The sequence below is a fragment of the Tepidiforma sp. genome (assembly GCF_034433535.1).
Lineage (GTDB): Bacteria > Chloroflexota > Dehalococcoidia > Tepidiformales > Tepidiformaceae > Tepidiforma.
The window spans coordinates 1-20,658 of record NZ_DAOUAO010000226.1; the positions used below are offsets into that span (position 1 = coordinate 1).

The 20,658-nt window shown below is 68.8% G+C and carries 24 protein-coding genes; 8 read left to right on the forward strand and 16 right to left on the reverse strand.

The window, feature by feature from the left end:
• The coding region (locus VAE46_RS11840) for a polyribonucleotide nucleotidyltransferase (protein WP_322797145.1) at window positions 1-1,854 on the reverse strand (1,854 nt) is incomplete at its 3' end.
• A 147-nt stretch (window positions 1,855-2,001) separates the two neighbouring features.
• A complete protein-coding gene (rpsO, locus tag VAE46_RS11845) occupies window positions 2,002-2,268 on the reverse strand; it encodes a 30S ribosomal protein S15 (protein ID WP_322797146.1) in 267 nt (88 codons plus the stop codon).
• 58 nt (window positions 2,269-2,326) lie between these two features.
• Between rpsO and VAE46_RS11850 the strand changes: the two genes are divergently transcribed.
• Together VAE46_RS11850 and VAE46_RS11855 are read left to right on the forward strand one after the other, a co-directional pair.
• Window positions 2,327-2,857 (forward strand): ATP-binding protein, encoded by a 531-nt coding sequence (locus tag VAE46_RS11850; RefSeq protein WP_322797147.1) that lies wholly within the window; start codon window positions 2,327-2,329, stop codon window positions 2,855-2,857.
• Window positions 2,854-3,186 carry a hypothetical protein gene (locus VAE46_RS11855; RefSeq protein ID WP_322797148.1) on the forward strand — a complete coding sequence of 111 codons (333 nt, stop codon included), beginning with the start codon at window positions 2,854-2,856 and terminating at the stop codon, window positions 3,184-3,186. Before VAE46_RS11850 ends, VAE46_RS11855 begins: the two co-directional genes overlap by 4 nt.
• 76 nt (window positions 3,187-3,262) lie before the next feature.
• On the opposite strand, the gene VAE46_RS11860 is transcribed toward VAE46_RS11855, so the two are convergent.
• Together VAE46_RS11860 and VAE46_RS11865 are read right to left on the reverse strand one after the other, a co-directional pair.
• On the reverse strand, window positions 3,263-4,747 hold the full coding sequence (locus VAE46_RS11860; RefSeq protein ID WP_322797149.1) for an aldehyde dehydrogenase family protein: 1,485 nt from the start codon (window positions 4,745-4,747) through the stop codon (window positions 3,263-3,265).
• Window positions 4,748-4,861: 114 nt separating this feature from the next.
• Complete coding sequence (locus VAE46_RS11865) at window positions 4,862-5,641, reverse strand: phosphatase PAP2 family protein (protein ID WP_322797150.1); 780 nt, start codon at window positions 5,639-5,641, stop codon at window positions 4,862-4,864.
• Between the two features lie 84 nt (window positions 5,642-5,725).
• Here VAE46_RS11865 and VAE46_RS11870 point away from each other — a divergent pair, with 84 nt between their 5' ends.
• Window positions 5,726-7,237, forward strand: coding sequence for a leucyl aminopeptidase (locus tag VAE46_RS11870; protein WP_322797151.1), 1,512 nt, complete (start codon window positions 5,726-5,728; stop codon window positions 7,235-7,237).
• A gap of 16 nt (window positions 7,238-7,253) precedes the next feature.
• Here VAE46_RS11870 and VAE46_RS11875 read toward each other — a convergent pair whose 3' ends face one another.
• The 5 genes from VAE46_RS11875 to VAE46_RS11895 form a co-directional block, all read right to left on the reverse strand.
• Window positions 7,254-7,844, reverse strand: coding sequence for a GNAT family N-acetyltransferase (locus tag VAE46_RS11875; RefSeq protein ID WP_322797152.1), 591 nt, complete (start codon window positions 7,842-7,844; stop codon window positions 7,254-7,256).
• A 95-nt stretch (window positions 7,845-7,939) separates the two neighbouring features.
• Window positions 7,940-9,274 (reverse strand): MFS transporter, encoded by a 1,335-nt coding sequence (locus VAE46_RS11880; RefSeq protein ID WP_322797153.1) that lies wholly within the window; start codon window positions 9,272-9,274, stop codon window positions 7,940-7,942.
• Between the two features lie 26 nt (window positions 9,275-9,300).
• Window positions 9,301-10,104, reverse strand: a complete 804-nt coding sequence (locus tag VAE46_RS11885; RefSeq protein ID WP_322797154.1) for an enoyl-CoA hydratase — start codon at window positions 10,102-10,104, stop codon at window positions 9,301-9,303.
• A 51-nt stretch (window positions 10,105-10,155) separates the two neighbouring features.
• Complete coding sequence (locus tag VAE46_RS11890; RefSeq protein WP_322797155.1) at window positions 10,156-11,100, reverse strand: LLM class flavin-dependent oxidoreductase; 945 nt, start codon at window positions 11,098-11,100, stop codon at window positions 10,156-10,158.
• A gap of 71 nt (window positions 11,101-11,171) precedes the next feature.
• A complete protein-coding gene (locus VAE46_RS11895; protein ID WP_322797156.1) occupies window positions 11,172-12,485 on the reverse strand; it encodes an MFS transporter in 1,314 nt (437 codons plus the stop codon).
• Window positions 12,486-12,657: 172 nt separating this feature from the next.
• On the opposite strand from VAE46_RS11895, the gene VAE46_RS11900 reads away from it, so the two are divergent.
• Genes VAE46_RS11900 through VAE46_RS11910 form a run of 3 tightly spaced genes read left to right on the forward strand, consistent with a single transcriptional unit; the run spans window position 12,658 to window position 14,838 of the window.
• Complete coding sequence (locus VAE46_RS11900; RefSeq protein ID WP_322797157.1) at window positions 12,658-14,100, forward strand: NADP-dependent isocitrate dehydrogenase; 1,443 nt, start codon at window positions 12,658-12,660, stop codon at window positions 14,098-14,100.
• 3 nt (window positions 14,101-14,103) lie between these two features.
• Window positions 14,104-14,292, forward strand: coding sequence for a hypothetical protein (locus VAE46_RS11905; RefSeq protein WP_322797158.1), 189 nt, complete (start codon window positions 14,104-14,106; stop codon window positions 14,290-14,292).
• 33 nt (window positions 14,293-14,325) lie between these two features.
• A complete protein-coding gene (locus VAE46_RS11910; protein WP_322797159.1) occupies window positions 14,326-14,838 on the forward strand; it encodes a DinB family protein in 513 nt (170 codons plus the stop codon).
• On the opposite strand, the gene VAE46_RS11915 is transcribed toward VAE46_RS11910, so the two are convergent.
• A complete protein-coding gene (locus tag VAE46_RS11915; protein WP_322797160.1) occupies window positions 14,819-15,160 on the reverse strand; it encodes a hypothetical protein in 342 nt (113 codons plus the stop codon). The genes VAE46_RS11910 and VAE46_RS11915 overlap by 20 nt on opposite strands.
• Before the next feature lie 73 nt (window positions 15,161-15,233).
• Here VAE46_RS11915 and VAE46_RS11920 point away from each other — a divergent pair, with 73 nt between their 5' ends.
• Together VAE46_RS11920 and VAE46_RS11925 are read left to right on the forward strand one after the other, a co-directional pair.
• On the forward strand, window positions 15,234-15,635 hold the full coding sequence (locus VAE46_RS11920) for a PaaI family thioesterase (protein WP_322797161.1): 402 nt from the start codon (window positions 15,234-15,236) through the stop codon (window positions 15,633-15,635).
• Window positions 15,625-16,107, forward strand: a complete 483-nt coding sequence (locus VAE46_RS11925) for an MOSC domain-containing protein (RefSeq protein ID WP_322797162.1) — start codon at window positions 15,625-15,627, stop codon at window positions 16,105-16,107. The genes VAE46_RS11920 and VAE46_RS11925 overlap by 11 nt, the downstream gene beginning before the upstream one ends.
• Here the strand turns inward: VAE46_RS11925 and VAE46_RS11930 are convergent.
• The 6 genes from VAE46_RS11930 to groL form a co-directional block, all read right to left on the reverse strand.
• The gene (locus tag VAE46_RS11930; protein ID WP_322797163.1) at window positions 16,104-16,895 is read right to left on the reverse strand and encodes an alpha/beta hydrolase; all 792 of its coding nucleotides are present in this window, start codon (window positions 16,893-16,895) and stop codon (window positions 16,104-16,106) included. The two genes, VAE46_RS11925 and VAE46_RS11930, sit on opposite strands and share 4 nt — an antisense overlap.
• 97 nt (window positions 16,896-16,992) lie before the next feature.
• Complete coding sequence (locus VAE46_RS11935; protein ID WP_322797164.1) at window positions 16,993-17,661, reverse strand: nitroreductase family protein; 669 nt, start codon at window positions 17,659-17,661, stop codon at window positions 16,993-16,995.
• Window positions 17,662-17,713: 52 nt separating this feature from the next.
• Window positions 17,714-18,004: a winged helix-turn-helix domain-containing protein gene (locus VAE46_RS11940; protein ID WP_322797165.1), complete on the reverse strand. Its 291-nt coding sequence runs from the start codon at window positions 18,002-18,004 to the stop codon at window positions 17,714-17,716.
• 74 nt (window positions 18,005-18,078) lie between these two features.
• Complete coding sequence (locus VAE46_RS11945; RefSeq protein ID WP_322797166.1) at window positions 18,079-18,381, reverse strand: acylphosphatase; 303 nt, start codon at window positions 18,379-18,381, stop codon at window positions 18,079-18,081.
• A gap of 19 nt (window positions 18,382-18,400) precedes the next feature.
• On the reverse strand, window positions 18,401-18,841 hold the full coding sequence (locus tag VAE46_RS11950) for a hypothetical protein (protein WP_322797167.1): 441 nt from the start codon (window positions 18,839-18,841) through the stop codon (window positions 18,401-18,403).
• A gap of 98 nt (window positions 18,842-18,939) precedes the next feature.
• Window positions 18,940-20,547, reverse strand: a complete 1,608-nt coding sequence (groL, locus tag VAE46_RS11955; RefSeq protein WP_322797168.1) for a chaperonin GroEL — start codon at window positions 20,545-20,547, stop codon at window positions 18,940-18,942.
• Window positions 20,548-20,658 lie beyond the last annotated feature (111 nt).

Below are 20,658 nucleotides of genomic sequence, written 5' to 3' on the forward strand. Positions count from 1 at the left end.
GACCTGCACCTCTTTGGTGAGGCCCTCGATCATCTTGATGGCCTTGCGGGCGACCTCTTCGTTGGGGGAGCCGACGATGACGGTGCCGTCTTCCTGGATATCGATGGTGGCGCCGCCGGATTCGTCCTGGATGCGGCGGACGGTCTTGCCGCCGGGACCGATGAGGGTGCCGATCTGGTCCTGGGGGATGGTGATCTTGTACATCTTGGGCGCGTAGGGCGACATTTCGGGCCGCGGCTCGGGGATGACTTCGAGCATGCGCTGGAGGATGTACTGTCGGGCTTCGCGCGCCTGCTGGAGGGCGGTGGAGAGGAGTTCGCGGGAGACGCCGCCGATTTTGATGTCCATCTGGAGGGCGGTGATGCCCTTCGCCGTGCCGGCGACCTTGAAGTCCATGTCGCCCATGAAGTCTTCCTGGCCGGCGATGTCGGTGAGGACTTTGTAGGTGCCGTCTTCGCCCATGATGAGCCCCATGGCGATGCCGGCCACGGGCGCCGAAATGGGCACGCCGGCGTCCATGAGGGCGAGGGTTGAGCCGCAGACGGAGGCCATGGAGGTGGAGCCGTTGGAGGACATCACCTCGGAGACGAGGCGGAGGGCGTAGGGGAAGTCCTCTTCGGAGGGGATGACCGGTTCGAGCGCACGCTCGGCGAGGGCGCCATGGCCGATTTCGCGCCGCCCTGCCCCGCGGAGGGGGCGGACCTCGCCAACTGAGTAGGGCGGGAAGTTGTAGTGGTGCATGTAGCGCTTGTACTCGTCGGGCGAGAGGGTATCGAGCTTCTGCACCATGCTGAGCCCGCCGAGGGTGGCGATGGTGAGGACCTGCGTCTGGCCGCGCTGGAAGAGCCCGGAGCCGTGGGTGCGCGGGAGGACGCCGACGTGGATATCGAGCGGGCGGATCTCGGTGATGCCGCGGCCGTCGGCGCGGATGCCCTTCTCCAGGATCTGTTTGCGCATCGCCTTCTTGATGATGTTCCAGAGGGCATCGGCGATTTCGCCGGGGGTGAAGCGCTCGCCGAAGCGCTCCTGCAGCTCCTGCCGGATGGCTTTGTTGGCATCGGAGCGCTCCGAGGCGGCGGTCGCCACGAGCTCGGGGATGCGGTCGGCGAGGTATTCGGCGATGACAGCGATGGCCTCTTCGTTCTCCTTCGCCGGGGTGAAGGGCTTTTTCACGGGGGCGACGTCGGCGACGATCTGCTCCTGGAGGGCGATGATCTGGCGGTTCGCCTCCATGGCGACCTCGATAGCTTCGAGGACGACATCTTCGGGCACCTGCTTGGCGCCGGCTTCGACCATGACGACGGCGTCTTTGGTGCCGGCGACGACGATGTCGAGGTCGCCGCGCTCGGCTTCATCGAAGGTGGGGTTGACGATGTACTGGCCGTCGAGGCGGGTGACGCGGACGGAGGAGACGGGGCCGTTGAAGGGGATATCGGAGATACTCAGGGCGGCGGAGGCACCGATGGTGATGAGGGTATCGGGCTGGTGCTCGCGGTCCGCGGAGAGCGTGGTGGCGATGATCTGGACTTCGTTGCGGAAGCCTTTCGGGAAGAGGGGCCGAAGGGGCCGGTCGGTGAGGCGCATCGCGAGGATGGCGTCGGTGGAGGCGCGGCCTTCGCGGCGGGGGAAGCCGCCCGGGATCTTGCCGACGGCGTAGAGGCGCTCCTCGTAGTCGACGGTGAGGGGGAAGAAATCGATGCCCTCGCGGGCTTCGGCCATGCAGGCGGTGACGAGGACGACGGTATCGCCGAGGCGGACGGTGACGGCGCCGTTGGCCTGCTGCGCGAGGATGCCGTGCTGGATGGTGAGGGTTTTGCCCCCGATTTCGAGTTCGTAGGTCCTGGGTTCGTTCATGTCAGCTGGTGTTCTGGCCTGGGGGATGGAGTGGCGTGCGGCGGCCGGCCTGTGCCGCGGCGACGGCCCGGCAGGGGGTGCACGGCGGGACGACAGGAGCGGGGCAGGGCGGCGGTTGCAGGCCGGCGGAAGCGAACCGGCCTCCGCTTACTTGCGGAGGCCGAGGCGGGCGATGAGCTGCCGGTAGCGGTTGACATCGAGGCGGTTGAGGTAGCGAAGCTGACGGCGACGCTGGCCGACGAGCTTGAGTAGGCCTCGACGGGTGTGGTAGTCGTGCTTGTGGGCCTTGAGGTGTTCGGTCAGGTACTTGATCCGTTCGGTGAGGATCGCGACCTGGACCTCCGGGGACCCGGTATCGGTGGCATGGGTGCCGAACTCACGGATGAGGTCGGTTTTGCGCTCTTTGGTCAGCAACCTTGTTCTCTGTCTTCCTTTTCCTGTCGTCTCTACGCCTACACGCTAGCATAGGGCCGTGGTTAGCGGCAATTGCGGGGGCGGCGAGGGGGTGCTGATCCTGCTCTGGGGGCTGCCCGGTGCGGGCAAGACGACGCTCGCGCGGGCGCTGGTTGGGCGGCTGGGGGCGGTGCACGTGGAGAGCGACGCGGTCCGCAAGCGGCTGTTCCCGGCGCCGGCGTATACAGCGGACGAGCATGGCGCGGTGTTCGCGAAGGCGGAAGCGCTGGCGCGGGAGGCGCTGGAGGCCGGCCGCCACGTGGTCTTCGATGCCACCAACCTGACGCGGCGGGACCGGCGGCGCTTTGTCGGGCTGGCGCGGGCGGCCGGCGCCGGGCTGCTGGCGGTGCGGGTGACGGCGCCGGAGGAGGTGCTGCGGCAGCGGCTTTCGCGCCCGCGGGAGGGCTATTCCGATGCGGGCGTGCCCGTGCTGGAGCGGATGCAGGGCAGGGTCGAGCGGGTAGAGGGTCGCGCGGTGGTGGTCGATTCGCGGTTCCCGTTCGAACCGACGGTCACGCTCATCGCGCGGCTGGTGGAGGAGATGCGATGATCGGGGACATGCGGCCATTCCTGCTGCTGCGCGCGGTCCCTTCGGACGACATCCTGGAGCAGTTCCGTCGGTGGTTCCGGGAGGTGCACCTGCGGGATGTCGAGCGGATCCCGGGGATGGCGGAGGCGCAGATGGGCGTTGCCCCGGGCGGGGTGCTGTTCGGGGTGTACACGTTCGAAAGCGCGGAGGTGGTGCAGGCCGCCCTGGCCAGCCCGGAAGCGGCCTATGCCCGCGGGACGTGGGAGCAGTGGGCGCCGCACCTTTCGGAGCTTTTGATCGAGATGTGGGCGCCGTTGCTGCCGATGCCGATTTTCGAATCGATCAACTGAGGCTGCGCCGCGGGTAACGCCAGCCGGCCCCGGATGCATGCCCCGGGGCCGGCTGGTGTGCTGGCGGGCGGAGCCGCTACGTGAGCTTGATCTGGATGGACTTCGTCTCGAGGTATTCCTCGAGGCCGAGGTCACCCAGTTCGCGGCCGAGGCCGCTCTGCTTGTAGCCGCCGTACGGCATGTTGTAGAGGCCGGTGGTGTGGTACGCGTTGACCCAGACCGTGCCGGCGCGCAGGCCCTTCGCGACTTTGATTGCCGTGTTGAGGTCGCGCGTCCAGACGGCGGCGGCGAGGCCGTACATGGTGTCGTTGGCGATGCGGATGACCTCATCGACGTCGTCGAACGAGAGCACGGAGAGGACGGGGCCGAAGATCTCCTCGCGGGCGATGGTGGCCTGGTTCGAGACCTCATCGAAAATGGTCGGCTTGACGAAGAGGCCCTTCTCGAGGCCGGGCTCGGTGGCGCGGGAGCCGCCGCAGAGCAGCTTCGCCTCCTGCTTGCCGCGCTCGAGGTAGTTCTCGATCTTCGCGAGCTGGTTTTCGTTGATGACGGGGCCCATGGTGGTGGCCGGGTCGAAGGGGTCGCCGAGCTTGAGGGCCTGGCTCATCGCGGCGAGCTGCTGGACGAACTGGTCCTTGATCCTGCGCGCGACGAGCAGGCGGGAGCCAGCCTGGCAAACCTGCCCGCTGTTGAGGTAGATGCCAAAGAAGGCGCCGGCGACCGCCGCCTCGAGGGGGGCATCGGGGAACACGATGTTCGGGGACTTGCCGCCGAGTTCGAGCGACACCTTTTTCACGTTGTTGGCGGCGGCGCGCATGACGGCCTTGCCGCTGGCGGTGGAGCCGGTGAAGGCGACCTTATCGACCAGCTCCGAAGCGGCGATGTGCTGGCCGACGAGGGCGCCGTTATCGGTTTCGCTGGTGACGACGTTGAAGACACCCTTCGGCAGGCCGGCCTCGGCGAGGATGCCGGCGAGCATGAGGGTGCTGCCGGGCGTGTAGTGCGAGGGCTTGGCCACCATGGTGCAGCCGGCGGCGACGGCGGGGCCGATTTTCCAGGAGATGAGGAGGAGCGGGAAGTTCCAGGGGGTGATGATGCCGACGACGCCGACGGGTTCGTGGACGACGATGCCGAGGGCATCCGGGATCTGCTGACTGAAGGATTCGCCCTTGAGGTTGAGGGCCTTGGCGGCGAAGAGCTGGAAGACCTCGGCGGTGGCCATGACTTCGCCGAGGGCCATGGTCCTGGGCTTGCCGACCTCGGCGGCGATGCAGGTGGCGAGGGCATCGGCGCGCTCGACGATGAGGTCGGCGGCCTTGCGGAGGATGCGCGCGCGGTCGGCTGCGGGCGAGGTGGGCCAGGACGTTTCATCGAAGGTGCGGCGCGCGGCGAGGATGGCGCGCTGGGTATCTTCGATGCCGCTGTTGGGGTAGATGCCGACGACGGAGCCGTCGTAGGGGCTGGTGCGGGAGAAGGTGGCGCCATCGATGGCGTTGACCCACTCCCCGTCGATGAACTGCTGATAGGTGGTGACGCTGGGCCGTTCGGCGACGGATGTCATAGGGGCTGGGGCCTCCGTTCGTTATGCTGGCCGAAGCATAGCGATCTGCCAGGGCGCTGTCTGCCTGCCGCGGCGAGCATGATTGTAGCGATTGCGGAAGGGGGCAGGGAGGCGCTACAGCGGGGTTGAAGCGAGCTGCCGGCGAGCGAGGGCAGCGCGCCAGAGGCGTTCGGCCAGGAGGGCAACCCCCAGCCCGGCGAACGACACCATCGCGCCGAAGACTGCATCGAGGATGAAGTGGTTCCCGGTCATGATGACCGAGAAGAACATGGCGATGGGCCAGGCGATGCCGAAGGCGACCGCCAGCGGGTGGCGGCCGACCCAGGCGACGACGGCCCCGAGGAGCAGGGACCAGCCGAAGTGGAGGCTGGGCACGGCTGCGAACGGGTTGACGAAGGCCTGGGTCTCCTGGGCGTTGTAGCCGAAGCGGTCGAAGGCGGCCATGGTGTCGATGAAGCCGGAGAACGGGACGAGCCGCGGGGGAGCGACCGGGAAGAGCCAGTAGATCACGACGCCGATGGCCCCGGAGGCGAGGAAGGCGTTCCGCGTGCGGTAGTAGGCGCGGCGGTGGAAGAGGAAGAGCCAGACGCCGAGAAGGGCGACGAGGGGCATATGGCCCCAGAAGTAGATGGCGTTGAGGGCCCGGATAAGCAGGTAGGAATCGAGGACCCACGACTGCATGCGCAGCTCCCAGTAGATGTGGAGCTGCTGCTCGAGTTCGATCAGGTTGAAGGCGCGGACCATTGCTTCGCCGGCGCGGTCGACGACGAGGCCGCGGATGGTGAAGTAGATGAGGAACGCGACGACGACGACAACCACCTCGTGCAGTCCCAGGCGTTCGGTGGCGCGCCAGGCGCGGCGGGCGGGTTCGGGGAAGGAGAACGTGCTCGGCATCGCCGCTTGTTGGTAGCCGGGCGGGGTCGGCCCGGTGATAATGCTGCGATCAAGGCTAGCACGATTACGATCGGGGGTTCAGGCGTGAAGGTTCGAGTGAGCGAGGGCGACATCGCGCGGTTCGAGGCGGATGCGGTGGTGGTCAACCTGTTCGAGGGGGTGACGGCGCCTGGGGGCGGAACGGGTGCGGTGGACCGTGCGCTGGATGGGGCGATTTCGCGCCTGATCGCCGAGGGGGACATTCGCGGGAAAGCCGGGGAGCTGGTGACGGTGCACACGCTGGGCAGGCTGCCGGCGCCGCGGGTGGTGGTGGCCGGGCTGGGCAGCCGGGAAGGGTTCGATATCGATGCGGTGCGGAACCTCGCCGCGAACGTGGTGCGGGCCCTGCGCCGCCCGGGCATCCGGCGGGTGGCGACGCTGGCGCACGGTGCCGGCATCGGGGGCCTCGACCCGGAGGCGTGCGCGCAGGCGATCGCGGAGGGGTCGCTGCTGGGCGGTTACCGCTTTCTGAAGCACAAGTCGGCGGCCGACGATGAGCGGGCGGAGATCGGGGAGGTGGTCATCGTCGAGCACGATGCGGCGAAGGTGGCGGCGATGCAGCGGGCGGTCGAGCGCGGGGTGGTGCTGGCGGAGGCCACGAACCTCGCCCGCGACTGGGCGAACGAGCCATCGAATCACCTGACGCCGACGATTATGGCGGAGCGTTCGGCGCAGCTGGCCCGCGAGGCAGGGCTGGAGATCGAGGTGCTCGACCGGGAGCAGATGGAGGCGAAGGGGATGGGGTCGCTGCTTTCGGTGGCAAAGGGCAGCGCGGAGCCGCCGAAGCTGATCCGGCTCGGGTATCGCGGCCGCGGGGGCGACGGCTGGGACCTGGCGCTGGTGGGCAAGGGCATCACCTTCGATACGGGCGGCATCAGCATCAAGCCGGCGGCCAACATGGAGGCGATGAAGGCGGACATGACCGGCGCGGCTTCGGTGATCGCTGCCGCCTGGGCGATCGCGCGCCTGGGCGCGAAGGTGAATGTGCTGGCCATCGCGCCGTGCACCGAGAACATGCCCTCGGGAAGTGCGACCAAGCCCGGCGATGTCGTCCGGGCGATGAACGGCCGGACGATCGAGGTGATCAACACGGATGCCGAAGGCCGGCTGGTGCTGGCGGACGCGCTGTGCTGGGCGAACGAGCTGGGTGCGAAGCGGATCGTCGACGTGGCGACGCTGACGGGGGCGGTGACCACAGCCCTGGGGGATGTGTGCTACGCGCTGATGACCAACGACGACGCCTTCTGCCGGGAGGTAGAGGCCGCCGCCGCCGCCGCCGGGGAGAAGACCTGGCGGCTGCCGATGTGGAAGGAGTACGACGAGTACATCAAGAGCGACGTGGCGGACTGCCGCAATGTGGGGGCGGGGAACCGGGGCGCGGGAACCATCGTGGGGGCCAAGTTCCTCGAGCCGTTCGCGGGGAAGACGCCCTGGGTGCACATGGACATCGCGGGCGTGGACAACATGTCCTCCGACCGCGGATGGGTGACCAAGGGCGCGAGCGGCTACAGCGTGCGGGCGATGATCAACCTGGCGCTGCGCATGGCCGAGGGCTGACCCCGGCCGCCGGCAGTCAGGCGGTCGATGGGAGGCGGCGCAGCCCGGTAGAGAGGGGCCTCGGCTCCGGCCGCGGTTGCGGGGTCGGGAGCGCCGTGAGGTCGAGCTTCACGAAGGCGCAGTCGCCTTCGACCGAAATCTGGGGGTTGAACCGGCTGCGCCGGAAGATGCTGAGCATCGCCGTGTTCTCGTAGAGGACGGCCGCGGTGAAGCGCTCGATACCCCGGGAGCGGGCATGTTCGGCCAGGCGCTCGAGCAGGGCGGGACCGATGCCGAGCCCCTGGAGCGCGTCTTCGACGATGAAGGCGACCTCGGCGGAGTGGGGGCTTTCGCGCTCGTAGCGGCCGACGGCATGGATGGCGTCGGAGTCGAGCGGGCTCGCGACGAAGGCGGCGCGATCGTCGAAATCGACCGTGCAGAGGTAGGCGGCGCGCTCTTCGGTCAGCGTGCGGCGGGGCGTGAAGTAGCGCAGGCGGAGGGACTCGCGCGAGAGGCGCTCGTGGAAGGCGAGCAGGTTGGGAACGTCGGACGGAAGGATGGGGCGCAGGCGCATGGTGCGGCCGTCCCGCAGGGTGATGGTGCGCTCGGGTGGGAGCTTTCGCGTCACGATTTCAGTATCGCACCGCGGATGTTGCATCAGCGTTATCGTCAGGTATGCATTGCAGACTCTAATCGCGCCGGGAATTCACGCCTATGGGCGGGTCAATCGCCGGCGGCGGAGGCGAGCCTGGGCGCGCCGGAATCCGCGGGACGGGCTGCGGGCCTTGCGAAGAGGATGGCGACGGCGGCGAGGTAGGTGAGGCCGGCGGTGATGGTGAACGGGATGGTGTAACCGTCGGTGGCATCGTGGATGATGCCCACGCCGATGGGCCCGAGCCCGCTGCCGACCTGCCCGGCGAGACTGATGAGCCCAAAGACGGTGCCGAAGGAGACCATGCCGAAGATTTCGCCGACGAGGAGCGACTGCATCATGTAGATGTTGCCGATGGTGAGGCCGAAGACGAGGGTGAGCGCCCAGGTCGCGGCGGCGCTCTCGGTGTGGATGATGATGAGGATGGCGGTGGCCTGGACGACGAAGAGGATGACCGTGAGCAGGCGGCGGTCGACGTTGTCGGCGAAGATGCCGACCGCGAGCCGGGCGACGATGGAGCCGAAGGCGGTGACGGAGATGGTGAAGGCGGCGGCGCTGCGGGAGCCGAGGCGGTCTTCGAGGAAAGTGACCTGGTGGACGACGTAGCCGGTCTGGGCGATGAGCACGAGCAGGAAGGCGATGAGGATGCCCCAGAAGCTGACGGTGCGCATCGCCTCGGCGCGGGTCCAAGGACGGAGCTGGGATTCGAGGCGGGAGGCTGCGGCTGAGCCGGCGGGCGGGGCATCGACGATAGGGTCGCCATCGGGGGTGAGGCCCACCTCGCGGGGATCGAAGACGATGACGCCGAGGATGGCGGGGATCGACGTAATGAGGACGAGAGCGCCGAGCACGGGGGTGGCGAGTTCGAGGCCGCCGGCATCGATCAGGCGGCTGGCGACGGGCGCCAGGATGACGCCACCGAGGGAGACGCCGGTGAAGGAGATGCTCATGGCGAGGGCGCGGCGGCGGATGAACCAGCGGGTGAGGATGGCGTTGACGGCGATGTTGCTCGACATGCCGAAGGCCACTGCGAAGACGAAGTAGACCAGGTAGAGCTGCCAGAGTTCGTTCACGAGGCCGATGAAGGCCGCGCTCACGGCGTTGATGACGCTGCCGACCAGCATGAAGCGCATCGGCCCGTAGCGGTCGACGTAGGGGCCTACGATCGCCGCGGTGAGGCCGGAGACGCAGAAGTAGATGGCCGGCGCCCAGCTGACCTGCGCCGTGCTCCAGCCGTGGGCATCCCTGAGCGGCTTGAGGAAGATGGGGAGCCCGTAATAGCCGACGCCGACGCCGACCATCATGAGGGCCGCGCAGGCGATGGCGATGTACCACCCATAGAACCAGCTGCCCGGGAGCAGGCGGGCTGCGACGGGGAGGGGCCGAACGCGGAGCTGCTGGTTCATGGGCGCGGCCTTTCGCGGCGGCGTGCTCAGCGGCCGTGGAACACGGGTTCGCGTTTTTCGACGAAAGCGAGGGCCGCGTTGCGGTGGTCTTCGGTGCGGGCGCTGGCCACCATGTTCTCGGCCTCGCGGGTAAGGGTATCGGCGAAGGTGTTGGTTTCGCCGAAGACGAAGTTGTCCTTCATGCGGGCGTAGGCGAGGGTCGGGCCGGCGGCGAGGCGCCGGGCGAGGGCCATCGTTTCGTCCATGAGCTGGTCGTGCGGGACGACGCGGGAGACGAGGCCGAGTTCCAGGGCGCGCGCGGCATCGATGATTTCGGAGAGGAAGTAGAGTTCGCGGGCGCGCATCGGGCCGACGAGGCGCTGGAGCAGCCAGGTGCCGCCGAAGTCGCCGCTGAAGCCGACACGGGCGAAGGCGGTGGTGAAGCGGGCCTGGTCGCTGGCGATCCGGAGGTCGGCGGCGAGGGCGACGGAGAGCCCTGCGCCGGCAGCGACGCCGTTGATGGCGGCGATGGTGGGCTTGGGCATTTCGTGGAGGAGGCGGGAGACCTCCTCCTGCTGGCGGAGGACATCGGCGCGGGAGACGAGGCTGCTGCCGCCCGAGCCTGCCTGCTGGTTGCCTTCAGCCATGGCCTTGACATCGCCGCCGGCGCAGAAGGCCCGGCCGGCGCCGGTGATGACGACGCAGCGGATGGCGGGGTCATCGGCTGCGCGGCGGGTGACCTCGGCGAGGGTATCGAGGAGCTCGGGGTTCATCGCGTTGAGCGATTCGGGGCGGTTGAGCGTGATGGTGAGGACGGCGCCATCGGTTGCGGTGAGGACGACATCGGACATAGCGGGTTTCCTTTCGCAACGCAGGTATGGGGGATTGTAGGCGGTTCGGAGCTACTCTGCGGCGAGTTCCCCGAGGGCGCGGAGGGTACGCGGCAGGGCCTCGGCATCGCCGGGCGGGAGGATCGGCATGGCGAGGATTTCGCCCGCCCCGAAGGACGGGGCCTCGCGCAGGCGGGCCTTGACCGCTTCGGCGCTCCCGTGGACGACGAGGGCATCGATGATGCGGTCGGAGAGTTCGCCGTTGAGGGCCTCGGGGAAGCCGGCATCGGCGAACATCTGCTGATAGAAGGGGACGCGGGGGTAGATGCCGATCTGGCGGCGGGCGCCTTCGCGGACGGCCTCGACGTGTTCGGAGACGACGACGGGGATGTGGGCGATGAGCGGCGGGGGCGTGCGGCCGGCCTTTTCGGCGCCGGCGCGGATGGCGGGGACGGCCACATCGCGGAGGTAGGGCAGCGGGCAAACCCAGGAGATGGCACCATCGGCAAGTTCGCCGGCGAGGCGGAAGCCGTTGGCGCGGAGGGCCGAGGCCATGACGGTGACCTTCGCGGGGGCGCCGATGGTGCCGCGGGCGGTAAAGCGGCGGCCCTGGAAATCGACGCTGCCGGTGCCGAGGACGCTCTTGAGGATGGTGAGGTATTCGCGCAGGTGTTCGAGGGGGCGTTCGAAGGGGATGCCCCAGGTGCCCTCGATCACGGGCTTGTGGCTGGGTCCGACGCCAAGCCGCAGCCGTCCCGGCGCGAGCTGGTCGACGGCCATGGCGCCCTGGGCCATGGCGAGGGGGTGCCGCGGGAAGGTGGGGACGATGGAGGTGCCGAACTGGATGCGCGAAGTGCGGGTGGCTGCAGCGCCGAAGACGGCGAAGGGGTCCGGGGCGAGCCCGCCGACGGTGAGCCAGGCGCACTGGATGCCGGCCTGTTCGGCAGCGACGATGCCTTCGACGAGTTCGGGAGCGGTGCGGGCGAGGATATGGACGCCGACGGTGACGCCGTTCACGGGTGCAGGGGCCTCCGAATGGTTGCTGTGGGCCGAACTTTACGCGGCTGGTGGGGAGGGGAACAACTCGATCAGGCGCCGCGCGGGGCGCGCCGGGCGGCGAAAACGTCGGGTTCGCGGACAAGGGCAACAGCGACGAGGCCGGCGACGACCAGGATGACGCTGATGACGACGTAGACCGCCCCGATCCCGGCAAGGCCAGAGGTGAAGCCGCCACCCAGCGGTCCGAGGAGCAGGGCCATCGACTGCATCGATGCGGCCAGCCCGAAGGCGCTCCCCTGCTTGCCATCGGGGGTGCTGGCGGCGATCAGGGCGTTCGTGCCGGGGACCATGGCGCCCTGGAAGATACCGACCGCGCCGAAGAGCAGCATGAAGGCCGCGAGGCTGTGGGCAAGGGCGACGAAGGGATAGAGGACGCCGGTGATGAGCGCGGCGCCGGCCACCGTGTTGCGATAGCCGATGCGCTCCCCGAGGGGGCCGACAGCGACGGCCGCGAGGGTGCTGGTGAGGCCGATGACGGCGAAGACGAAGCCGGTGGCGGCCTCCTTGCGGAGGTCGGTCGTGAGGCCCGGCAGGTGAAGGTGGACGCGCCCCTCTCCGGGGGTTCCACGCGCGAAGGCATCGATGCTGAGCGGCATCACGGGCCGCACGAAGGTGGTGGAGAGCCAGAGGACGAACAGCAGGAGGAGCATGAGCACCACCTGCCGCTCGCTGACCACGACCCGGAGGTTCTGGATGAGGCCGGCGCTTTCGCGGCGAGGCGCGGCCGGGGCCGGTTCGCCGGCTTCGACGGGGCGTTCCGAGACGAAGAGGTACACGAGCAGGGCGGCGATGGCGTAGAGCGCCGCGCAGAAGAGGAACGATTCGCGAATGCCAAGGTTGGCGGCGACGATCCCGCCGAGCACCGGGCCGAGCATGTTGGCCGCGAACTGGCCGGTTTGCAGGGTGCCGAGGGCGCGGCCCACATCCTGTTTCGGGGTGGTGGCAGCGACCAGGGCGGCGGCAGCGCCCATCGTGCCGGCGAAGGCGCCCATGAGGAAGCGGAGGATGACGAGCTGCCAGACGGCCTGGGCGATGCCCATGACGCCGATGAGAAGGCCGGCGCCGATGAGGGCGCGGAGGAACATGGGCTTGCGGCCGAAGCGGTCGGCGAGGGAGCCCCAGAGGGGAGCAGTGAGGGTGAGGGAGAGTCCGGTGGCGCTGGCGGTGAGGCCGGTATAGAAGGCGACCTGCGATTCGCTTTCGACCCCGAGCTCCTGGATGAAGAAGGGGATGAAGGGGAAGACGAAGTTGGCGCCCATGAGACCGACGAAGACGCCAATCCAGATGAACAGGAGGTTCCGGCGCGAGGAGGGCGCGGGCTGCGGACCGCGGGCAGGGCTCACGGGCGGCTGGCCTCGCAGCGGGGCAATCGACAGGAACGGGTCACGCGGTCTGCCGGGGTTGGGGTTGTCCTGATGATGCCATCGCGGGTCCGTTCGGTCACCTGATATACGCTCTATAACTCATGATTTACAGTTCGTGTGTTTTCGGGTAGGGTTGCGTGAGGAGGAGTACATGACGACGACACGCGTACCGATCACGGTGGCCCGGGGCGACGGCATCGGGCCGGAGATCATGGATGCGACGCTGCGCATCCTCGAGGCGGCGGGGGCCGCGCTGGAGATCGAGGAGATCGAAATCGGCGAAAAGGCCTACATGAAGGGCTACAGCGCGGGGATTGCGCCGGAGGCCTGGGACTCGCTGCGGCGGACGAAGGTGTTCCTGAAGGCGCCGATCACCACGCCCCAGGGCGGCGGTTTCAAGAGCCTGAACGTGACGGTGCGCAAGACGCTGGGCCTGTACGCGAACGTTCGGCCCTGCACGGCCTACGCCCCGTTCGTGGCGACGAAGCACCCCGGGATGGATGTCGTCATCATCCGGGAGAACGAGGAGGACCTGTACGCGGGCATCGAGCACCGGCAGACGGACCAGGTCTACCAGTGCCTGAAGCTGATCACCCGGCCCGGGACCGAGAAGATCGTGCGGTACGCGTTCGAATACGCGCGCCTGAACGGCCGGAAGAAGGTCACCTGCTTCACCAAGGACAACATCATGAAGATGACCGACGGCCTCTTCCACAAGGTGTTCGAGGAGGTGGCCGCCGAGTACCCGGGCATCGAGGCCGAGCACTGGATTGTGGACATCGGCTCGGCGAAGCTGGCCGATACGCCGGAAGCGTTCGATGTCATCGTGCTGCCGAACCTGTACGGGGACATCCTGAGCGACGTGGCGGCGCAGATTGCGGGCTCGGTGGGGCTGGCCGGTTCGGCGAACATCGGCGAGCACGGCGCGATGTTCGAGGCGATTCACGGCTCGGCGCCGCGGCGCGCGGGGCAGGACCTGGCGAATCCCTCGGGGCTGCTGCTCGGTGCGGTGATGATGCTCGTGCACATCGGGCAGGCGGATGTCGCCACCCGGGTGCACAACGCCTGGCTGCGGACCATCGAAGACGGCATCCACACGTATGACATCTATGAGGAGGGCGTCAGCAAGCAGAAGGTCGGGACGCTCGCGTTTGCCGACGCGGTGATCGCGCGGCTGGGGCAGGCGCCCGAGCAGCTGAAGGCTGTTTCCTACGCGGCTGGCGGCGGGTTCCAGCCGCCGGCGCTGAAGCAGCTGCCGCCGGCGAAGAAGGAGACGATCGGGGTGGACGTATTCGTGCACAACCCCTCGACGACGCCGGATGCCCTGGCCGACCTGCTGCGGCAGCACGAGGGCGACGGCCTGCGCCTGACGATGATCACCAACCGCGGCGTGAAGGTCTGGCCGGAGGGCCTGCCGGAGACGTTCTGCACCGACCACTGGCGCTGCCGCTTCATGGCCGATGGGCCGACCACGCACGGGGCGATTGTGGGGCTGCTGAGCCGCCTCGCGGCCGCCGGGGTGGACTTCATCAAGACCGAGCACCTCTGCACGTTCGACGGCGAGGCGGCTTTCTCGAAGGGGCAGGGGGAATAGGCGATGGTCTACCGCGTGCTGGTCTCGACGCGGCGGGGCTGGCAGGAGGTCGCGTGCCGCTGCGCTGCGGCGCGGGCGAATTTCCGCGATGAAGAGTCGGCGCGGCGTGCGGCCGAGGAGCACGGGCAGCGATGCCTGCTGTTCGGCTCGCGGATGGCCGTGCGTGTGGCAGCGGCCGAGCTGCACGACTGAGGCGGGTTCGGCCGGGGGCCGTAGAATGGCGCAATGCCGCGGCTCCCGGCCGAACTTTCTGACGTTTTCGCGCGGTACATCGCAGGCCCGATGGCGGTGCGGTCGGCGCTGGACGGGACGGGTCCTTCAACGATGTCGCGCGCGGGGCGGGAGGGGTGGTCGGTGCGGGATGTGCTGGTGCACCTGGCCGATGCTGAGCTGATGCGGGGGGCGCGGCTGCGGCTGATCCTGGGCAGTGAGGGTGCGCCGGAGCTCCCGGCATGGGAGGCGGACGCCTGGAAGCGGCGGCTCCAGTACCTCTGGCGGAGCCCGGAGGCGGCGCTGGCGCTCTACGACGCACTGGTGTTTTCGAACGCGGAGCTGCTGCGGCAGGTCGACGGCCGCGCGTTTGAGCGCTTCGGGCTGCTCGAAGGGCGCGAGGTGACCGTGCGCGAGCTGCTGGAGCGCGGGGCTGCGCACAGCGAGGAACACGCGGCGCAGATCCGGGCGCTGCGTGCGGAACTCGGGGACGCGCCGGGGGCGGAGGTCAGGCGGGGGGCTGGCTGAAGAGCTCGGCGGCGCGGAACACGCCGCGCAGGCCGAAGCCGGCCACCACCCCACGGGCAGCGGCGGCGATGGGGTCGGGGGTTTCGCCGTCCCAGGGCGCGGAGCGAACGGCGACCACGGGGGGGGGATGGTGACGGATCGCCTCGGCCACGGCGCCTTCGTGGGCGGGGTCGATGGCATCGGCGCAAATGACGGCCGGGAGGGGGCAGCCGCGGAGGATGCCGGGGATATCGAGCCCGGAACGGTAGCGGTGCACTTCGGCGCCGGGAACGTCCGAAGGGATGTCAGCAGCGGCGGGCAGGAGGACGAGGCAGCTGGTCATACGGCACCAGTGTAGTGCCAGCGGGGAGCCGCGCGCCGGTGCGGGCCGGGCCGGGAAACGGTAGGATTCGGCCGTGGCGAAGGAATCGCGGCCGCCGATGGGGTTTCAGCTGCTGGTGGGGCTGGAGATGACGGAGCGGGGCGAGGGCAGCTCCCGCTGTGAGCTCGAGGTTGGAGAGAAGCACCTGAACCCCCACGGGGTGGTGCACGGCGGGGTGCTGTACACGATGGCGGACACGGGCATGGGGGCGGCCGTCTACGGGGTGCTGGAGCCGAATGAATCGTGCGCGACGATCGAGCTGAAGATGGTCTACATGGCGTCGGTACGCTCCGGGCGGCTGGTGTGCGATTCGCGCGTGCTGCACCGGGGCAGGCGCGTGGTGGTGCTGGAATCGGAGGTGCGGAACGGCGAGCGGCTGGTGGCGAAGGGGCTCGGGACGTTCGCGGTGTTCGCGGAGGAGCGGCGTGGCGGCTGAGGGCCGGGTGGCGAGCCTGCAGCGCTCGGGCGGGGGCGTGCCCAAGACGGCGGTCCGCGAGGCGCGAGTCACGCAGCTGGGTCTGGAGGGCGACCGGCAGGCGCACCCGGGCATCCACGGCGGCCCGGAGCGGGCGCTCTGCCTGTTCTCGCTGGAACGGATCGCGGCGCTGCAGGAGGAGGGGCACCCGATAGCGCCGGGGTCCACCGGCGAGAACGTAACGGTCGCCGGGATCGACTGGGAGCTGTTCGTGCCGGGGTCGCGGTGGCGGCTGGGGCCGAAGGTCGTGATCGAAGTGACGCGCTACACGACGCCGTGCAAGACGATCGCGGGCTCGTTCGCCGGCAGGGACTTCAACCGGATTCACCACGCGCAGCACCCGGGATGGAGCCGGGTGTACGCCCGGGTGCTGCAGGAAGGCGTGGTTCGGGCGGGCGACCCCGTGGTGCCGGTGCCGGCAGGCGACGCTTAGCCGAGGAACTCGGTCACGACGCGAGTGAACTCGGGCGTGTTTTCGAGCGGGACCATGTGCCCGGCGCCCGGGATGATGGCGACCTGGCTGTTGGCGATCTTCGAGCGGAAGAGTTCGGCGTAGGCGGGCGGCACAAGGCGGTCCTGGTCGCCCCAGACGATGAGGGTGGGGGCTTTGATGCGGTGGAGCCGCTTCTTGAGGCCCTTATCGGGGATGGGCCAGATGAACTTTCCGGTGGCGGCGAAGTTGGCGAGCTGGAAGTAGTAGTTCTCGGCGAGCTCGTCCTCGTTCGCCGGGGGCTGGAAGAGCTGCGGGATGATGGGGTTCGAGAGGTCGCCGAAGATGACGCGCGGCAGCTCGGACGGGGTGAGGATGAAGAGGTCGGTGACGGGGGCCTCGTCCATCCAGAGGCCGACCGGGCAGACGAGGACGAGCTTGCGGACGAGGTCGGGGCGGGCGGCAGCGAGCTCGGCGGCGAACATGCCGCCGATGCTGTGCCCGGCGAGGTGGAAGGAGGTGAGGCCGAGCGCGTCGCAGAAGTCCTGGTAGTAGACGACCATGTCGTGGATGTCGTCGATCTGGTCGAGGCCGGGGGTGTCGTCCCAGCCGGGGTGGGTCGGCACGATGACGTCGTAGTGCTCGGCCAGGGCGAGCATCTCGGGGGTCATGCCCTTGCGCACGCCGCCGGCGGCATGGAGGTAGAGGAGCGGCTGGCCGGAGCCTTTGCGGTAGACCGGAACCTGGAACGCGCCGTTGCGGACGGAGACAACCTGGGGCTCGGGGGACATGGCATCGCCTTTCGGGAGGGGGTGGGACGGGGCGGCGCAGCGCCGGCCCGGGTGCGTGCGGAAATCTACCGGATCGGTCGGCGGGCTGCCAGCCGGGTCAGGGCCGGGTGAAGGCGGGGCCGTCGAAGGTTTCCAGCGTGGCGAAGGTTTCGACCGGTTTGCGCTTGAGGCGGGTGAGGCGGCGGGCCGGGTGGCCGAGGGTGATGATGGTGGCGACAGCGACGTGGGGCGGCAGGTGAAGGAGGGCGCGGAGGTCGTCCTCGCGGGCGATGGGCATGGTGGTGAGTGTGCCGCCGAGGCCTTCGTTGCGGGCAGCGAGGAGGATGTTCCAGGCGAACGGGTAGATGGAGGCGCCGCTGGCGATGCCGATGCGGGGGAGGTCCTGGTCGATGGCCGCGACGACGGAGAGGTCGACGCAGACAGCGAGCAGGACCGGCGCCTGGCGGTAGGGTTCGGTGAGGACGGGAGGGACCGGCGTCGCGGCAATGGCCTCGGCGCTGAGGGATGTGGGGTGGACGGTGTTCCAGGGGTTTTCGCCGGCCGCGACCTGGGCGGCGTAGCGCCGGGCGGCGGGGATGGCGGCCTCGGCGATGGCGGCTTTCGTGGCGGGGTCGCGGATGATGATGACGCGCCAGCCCTGCCGGTTGCCGCCGCTGGGGGCGAAGCGGGCGTTTTCGAGGATGCGGTAGAGGGTGGCGTCGTCGACGGGGTCGGGGGTGAATTCGCGGGCGGAGAAGGCGGTGCGCATGGCGTCGTAGAGTTCCATGCGCGGATTGTGGCGCGGGCCGGGCGCGATGTCTTCCCGGGCGGGGGAGCCCCTACAGGGTCTGCGCGAGCATCGGCAGGAGGGCCGCGACGAGGGCGCCGAGGTGGAGGCCGCGGGCGACCGGCGATGCGACGGTGGCATCGGGGTTGATGTTGTAGTGGTTGCGGCGGCCGTGGCGCTCGCGCTGGAGGTAGCCTGCCCGCTCGAGGTCGGCGACGATGCGCTTGACGGCGCGTTCGCTGATGCCGACTTCGGCGGCGAGCTCGCGCAGGCGGATATCGGGGTTGCGGGTGATGGCGAGGAGGACGTTCGCGTGGTTGGTGAAGAGAGACCACTCAGCCATGGAATGAGGCTACGTCGGTGACACCCTTCACACCAGCGACATTTCGATCGAGAAAAAGATGGCCTTTATCGAGCTCAACGCTCGACGGTGAAGGCGCCGAGGTGGCGGTCGATGGGGAGGTCGGCGAGTTCGATGCCGTCGATGCGGGCGCCGGAGGGGCCGCGCTTGCAGGCGACGACGAACTGCTTGACGAGCGACCGCTCACCCTGCACGTGGACTTCGAGCGTGTTATCCGGGAGGAGGCGGCAGGAGCCGAAGAGGTTCAGGGTATTGGCGACGTTCCGCAGCCAGAGGCGGATGCCGATGCCCTGGACCTGCCCGCGGATGACAATGCGCTTGTGCTCGAGGACGAAGAGGGCGTCCCGCAAGGTCCCCATACCGGGGGTTTCGGCGCATTCAGCGGGCGGCTTGAGCCTCCCAGATGGCGGGCCAGGCGGGGCCGCCCTTGCAGGCGTCGATCATGGCCTGGCGTTCGAGTTCGAGGGCCTGCTCGACGGCGGCGTCGAAGTCGTCGAGCGCCCGGCCGCGGAGGCGGCCACGCAGGATGCCGAGGGTGCCGCGTTCGACGAGGTTGCGGACGGTTCGGGGCCAGACGAAGAAGGCGAAGGCGCGGGGCGGGCCGAAGGAGCCGCGGTGCTTGCCGAGCCAGAGGTAGCGTTCCTGGACCGAGGCGACGGGTTCGACGAGGCCGGCCCACTGGCCCTGGACGGCATTTTCGCGGGTATCGACGAGGAGGCGAAGCGGGAAGAGGGAGAAGCCGATGGTGATGAGGTCACCCTCGGCGAGGATGCGTTCGATAGCGTGGATATCGATGTCGATCCCGTTTTCGGTGCGCATGGGTGGCTCCTCTGGCGGGGATGGAAGAGGGGGTGGCCCGGCGCTGCCGTTCCACCCCCTCGGGGAATGCCGGGTCGGTTCCCGGGAGGCTGTGCCGCCTAGTACATGGGCGGCGGGGTCGGGGTCTGCTCCTTCTCGGGCTTCTCGGTGACGAGGCAGTTGGTGGTGAGGACCATCGCGGCGATGGAGACGGCGTTCTCGATCGCGGAGCGGGTCACCTTGGCCGGGTCGATGATGCCCTTGGCGATCATGTCGCCAAACTCATCGCGCTGGGCGTCGTAGCCGTGGCCCTTGGGCAGCTTCTTGACCTCTTCGACGATGACCGAGCCGTCCTTGCCGGCGTTGATGGCGATGCGGCGCAGCGGCTCTTCGAGGGCGCGGCGGAGGATGCGGACGCCGGTGGCCTCGTCGCCTTCGAGCTTCAGCTTATCGAGGGCGGGGGCGGCGTTGATGAGGGCGACACCGCCGCCGGCCACGATGCCCTCTTCGACGGCCGCGCGGGTGGCGCTGAGGGCATCCTCGACGCGGTGCTTCTTCTCCTTGAGCTCGACTTCGGTGGCGGCACCGACCTTGATGACGGCGACGGAGCCAGCGAGCTTACCGAGCCGCTCCTGGGCCTTTTCGCGGTCCCAGTCGCTCTTGGCCTCCTCGAGGATGGCGCGGATCTGGGCGATGCGGGCGTCGATGTCCTTCTTCTTGCCCTTGCCCTCGATGATGGTGGTCTCCTCCTTGGTGGAGACGACGCGGCGGGCGCGGCCGAGGTCGCTGATGTCGACGCTCTCGAGGGTGCGGCCGATCTCCTCGGAGATCACCTGGCCGCCGGTGAGGACGGCGATGTCGCCGAGGTTGTCCTTCTGGCGGTCGCCGAAGCCGGGGGCCTTCACGGCGAGGACGTTGATGGTGCCGCGCAGCTTGTTGACGGCGAGGGTGGCGAGGGCCTCGCCTTCGAGATCGCCGCAGATGATGACGAGGTTCTTGGTGACCTGGAGGATGCGCTCGAGGACGGGGAGGATCTCCTGGACGCTGGAGAGTTTCTTGTCGGTGATGAGGATGTACGGGTCTTCGACGACGGCTTCCATCCGCTCGGGGTTGGTCACGAAGTAGGGGGAGATGTAGCCGCGGTCGAAGGCCATGCCGTCGACGTACTCGACTTCGGTCTGGATGGACTTCGATTCTTCGACGGTGATCACGCCGTCCTTGCCGACCTTCTCCATGCACTCGCCGATGAGCTCGCCGATGGAGGGGTCGTTGTTGGCGGAGATGGTGGCCACCTGGGCCATCTGGGCGCGCTCGGTGACCTTGATGCTGTTCTTCTTGATGGCCTCGACGAGGGCGGCGGCGCCAGCTTCGAGGCCGCGCTTCAGGGCCATGGGGTTGGCGCCGGCAGCGACGTTCTTGAGGCCTTCCTGGACGATCGCCTGGCCGAGGACGGTGGCGGTGGTGGTGCCGTCACCGGCGATGTCGTTGGTCTTGGAGGCGATCTCCTTGGCCAGCTGGGCGCCGATGTTCTCGAAGGGGTCCTCGAGTTCGATGTCCTTGGCGATGGTGACGCCGTCGTTGGTGATGGTGGGGGCGCCGAACTTCTTATCGAGGACGACGTTGCGGCCCTTGGGGCCGAGGGTGATTTTGACGGCATCGGCGAGGGCGTCGATGCCGCGCTTCAGGGAATGACGAGCTTCTTCGTCGAAGAGCAGCTGCTTTGCCATGGGTACCTCTTGGGAGGGGTGTTGTGGTCTGCGGCTCGTATATTAGCACTCCCTGTCAATGAGTGCTAACAGGGCGCCGCGTTGCCGCCGAACGGCCGGGGCGGGAGACTG

What these genes read in the sequence shown, in the direction of transcription:
- VAE46_RS11855 (WP_322797148.1), top strand. Translation starts at nt 2,854, where the DNA reads ATGATCGGGGACATGCGGCCATTCCTGCTGCTGCGCGCGGTCCCTTCG.
- VAE46_RS11860 (WP_322797149.1), bottom strand. Translation starts at nt 4,747, where the DNA reads ATGACATCCGTCGCCGAACGGCCCAGCGTCACCACCTATCAGCAGTTC.
- VAE46_RS11865 (WP_322797150.1), bottom strand. Translation starts at nt 5,641, where the DNA reads ATGCCGAGCACGTTCTCCTTCCCCGAACCCGCCCGCCGCGCCTGGCGC.
- VAE46_RS11880 (WP_322797153.1), bottom strand. Translation starts at nt 9,274, where the DNA reads ATGAACCAGCAGCTCCGCGTTCGGCCCCTCCCCGTCGCAGCCCGCCTG.
- VAE46_RS11885 (WP_322797154.1), bottom strand. Translation starts at nt 10,104, where the DNA reads ATGTCCGATGTCGTCCTCACCGCAACCGATGGCGCCGTCCTCACCATC.
- VAE46_RS11900 (WP_322797157.1), top strand. Translation starts at nt 12,658, where the DNA reads ATGACGACGACACGCGTACCGATCACGGTGGCCCGGGGCGACGGCATC.
- VAE46_RS11905 (WP_322797158.1), top strand. Translation starts at nt 14,104, where the DNA reads ATGGTCTACCGCGTGCTGGTCTCGACGCGGCGGGGCTGGCAGGAGGTC.
- VAE46_RS11910 (WP_322797159.1), top strand. Translation starts at nt 14,326, where the DNA reads ATGCCGCGGCTCCCGGCCGAACTTTCTGACGTTTTCGCGCGGTACATC.
- VAE46_RS11915 (WP_322797160.1), bottom strand. Translation starts at nt 15,160, where the DNA reads ATGACCAGCTGCCTCGTCCTCCTGCCCGCCGCTGCTGACATCCCTTCG.
- VAE46_RS11930 (WP_322797163.1), bottom strand. Translation starts at nt 16,895, where the DNA reads ATGTCCCCCGAGCCCCAGGTTGTCTCCGTCCGCAACGGCGCGTTCCAG.
- VAE46_RS11935 (WP_322797164.1), bottom strand. Translation starts at nt 17,661, where the DNA reads ATGGAACTCTACGACGCCATGCGCACCGCCTTCTCCGCCCGCGAATTC.
- VAE46_RS11940 (WP_322797165.1), bottom strand. Translation starts at nt 18,004, where the DNA reads ATGGCTGAGTGGTCTCTCTTCACCAACCACGCGAACGTCCTCCTCGCC.
- VAE46_RS11945 (WP_322797166.1), bottom strand. Translation starts at nt 18,381, where the DNA reads ATGGGGACCTTGCGGGACGCCCTCTTCGTCCTCGAGCACAAGCGCATT.
- VAE46_RS11950 (WP_322797167.1), bottom strand. Translation starts at nt 18,841, where the DNA reads ATGCGCACCGAAAACGGGATCGACATCGATATCCACGCTATCGAACGC.
- groL (WP_322797168.1), bottom strand. Translation starts at nt 20,547, where the DNA reads ATGGCAAAGCAGCTGCTCTTCGACGAAGAAGCTCGTCATTCCCTGAAG.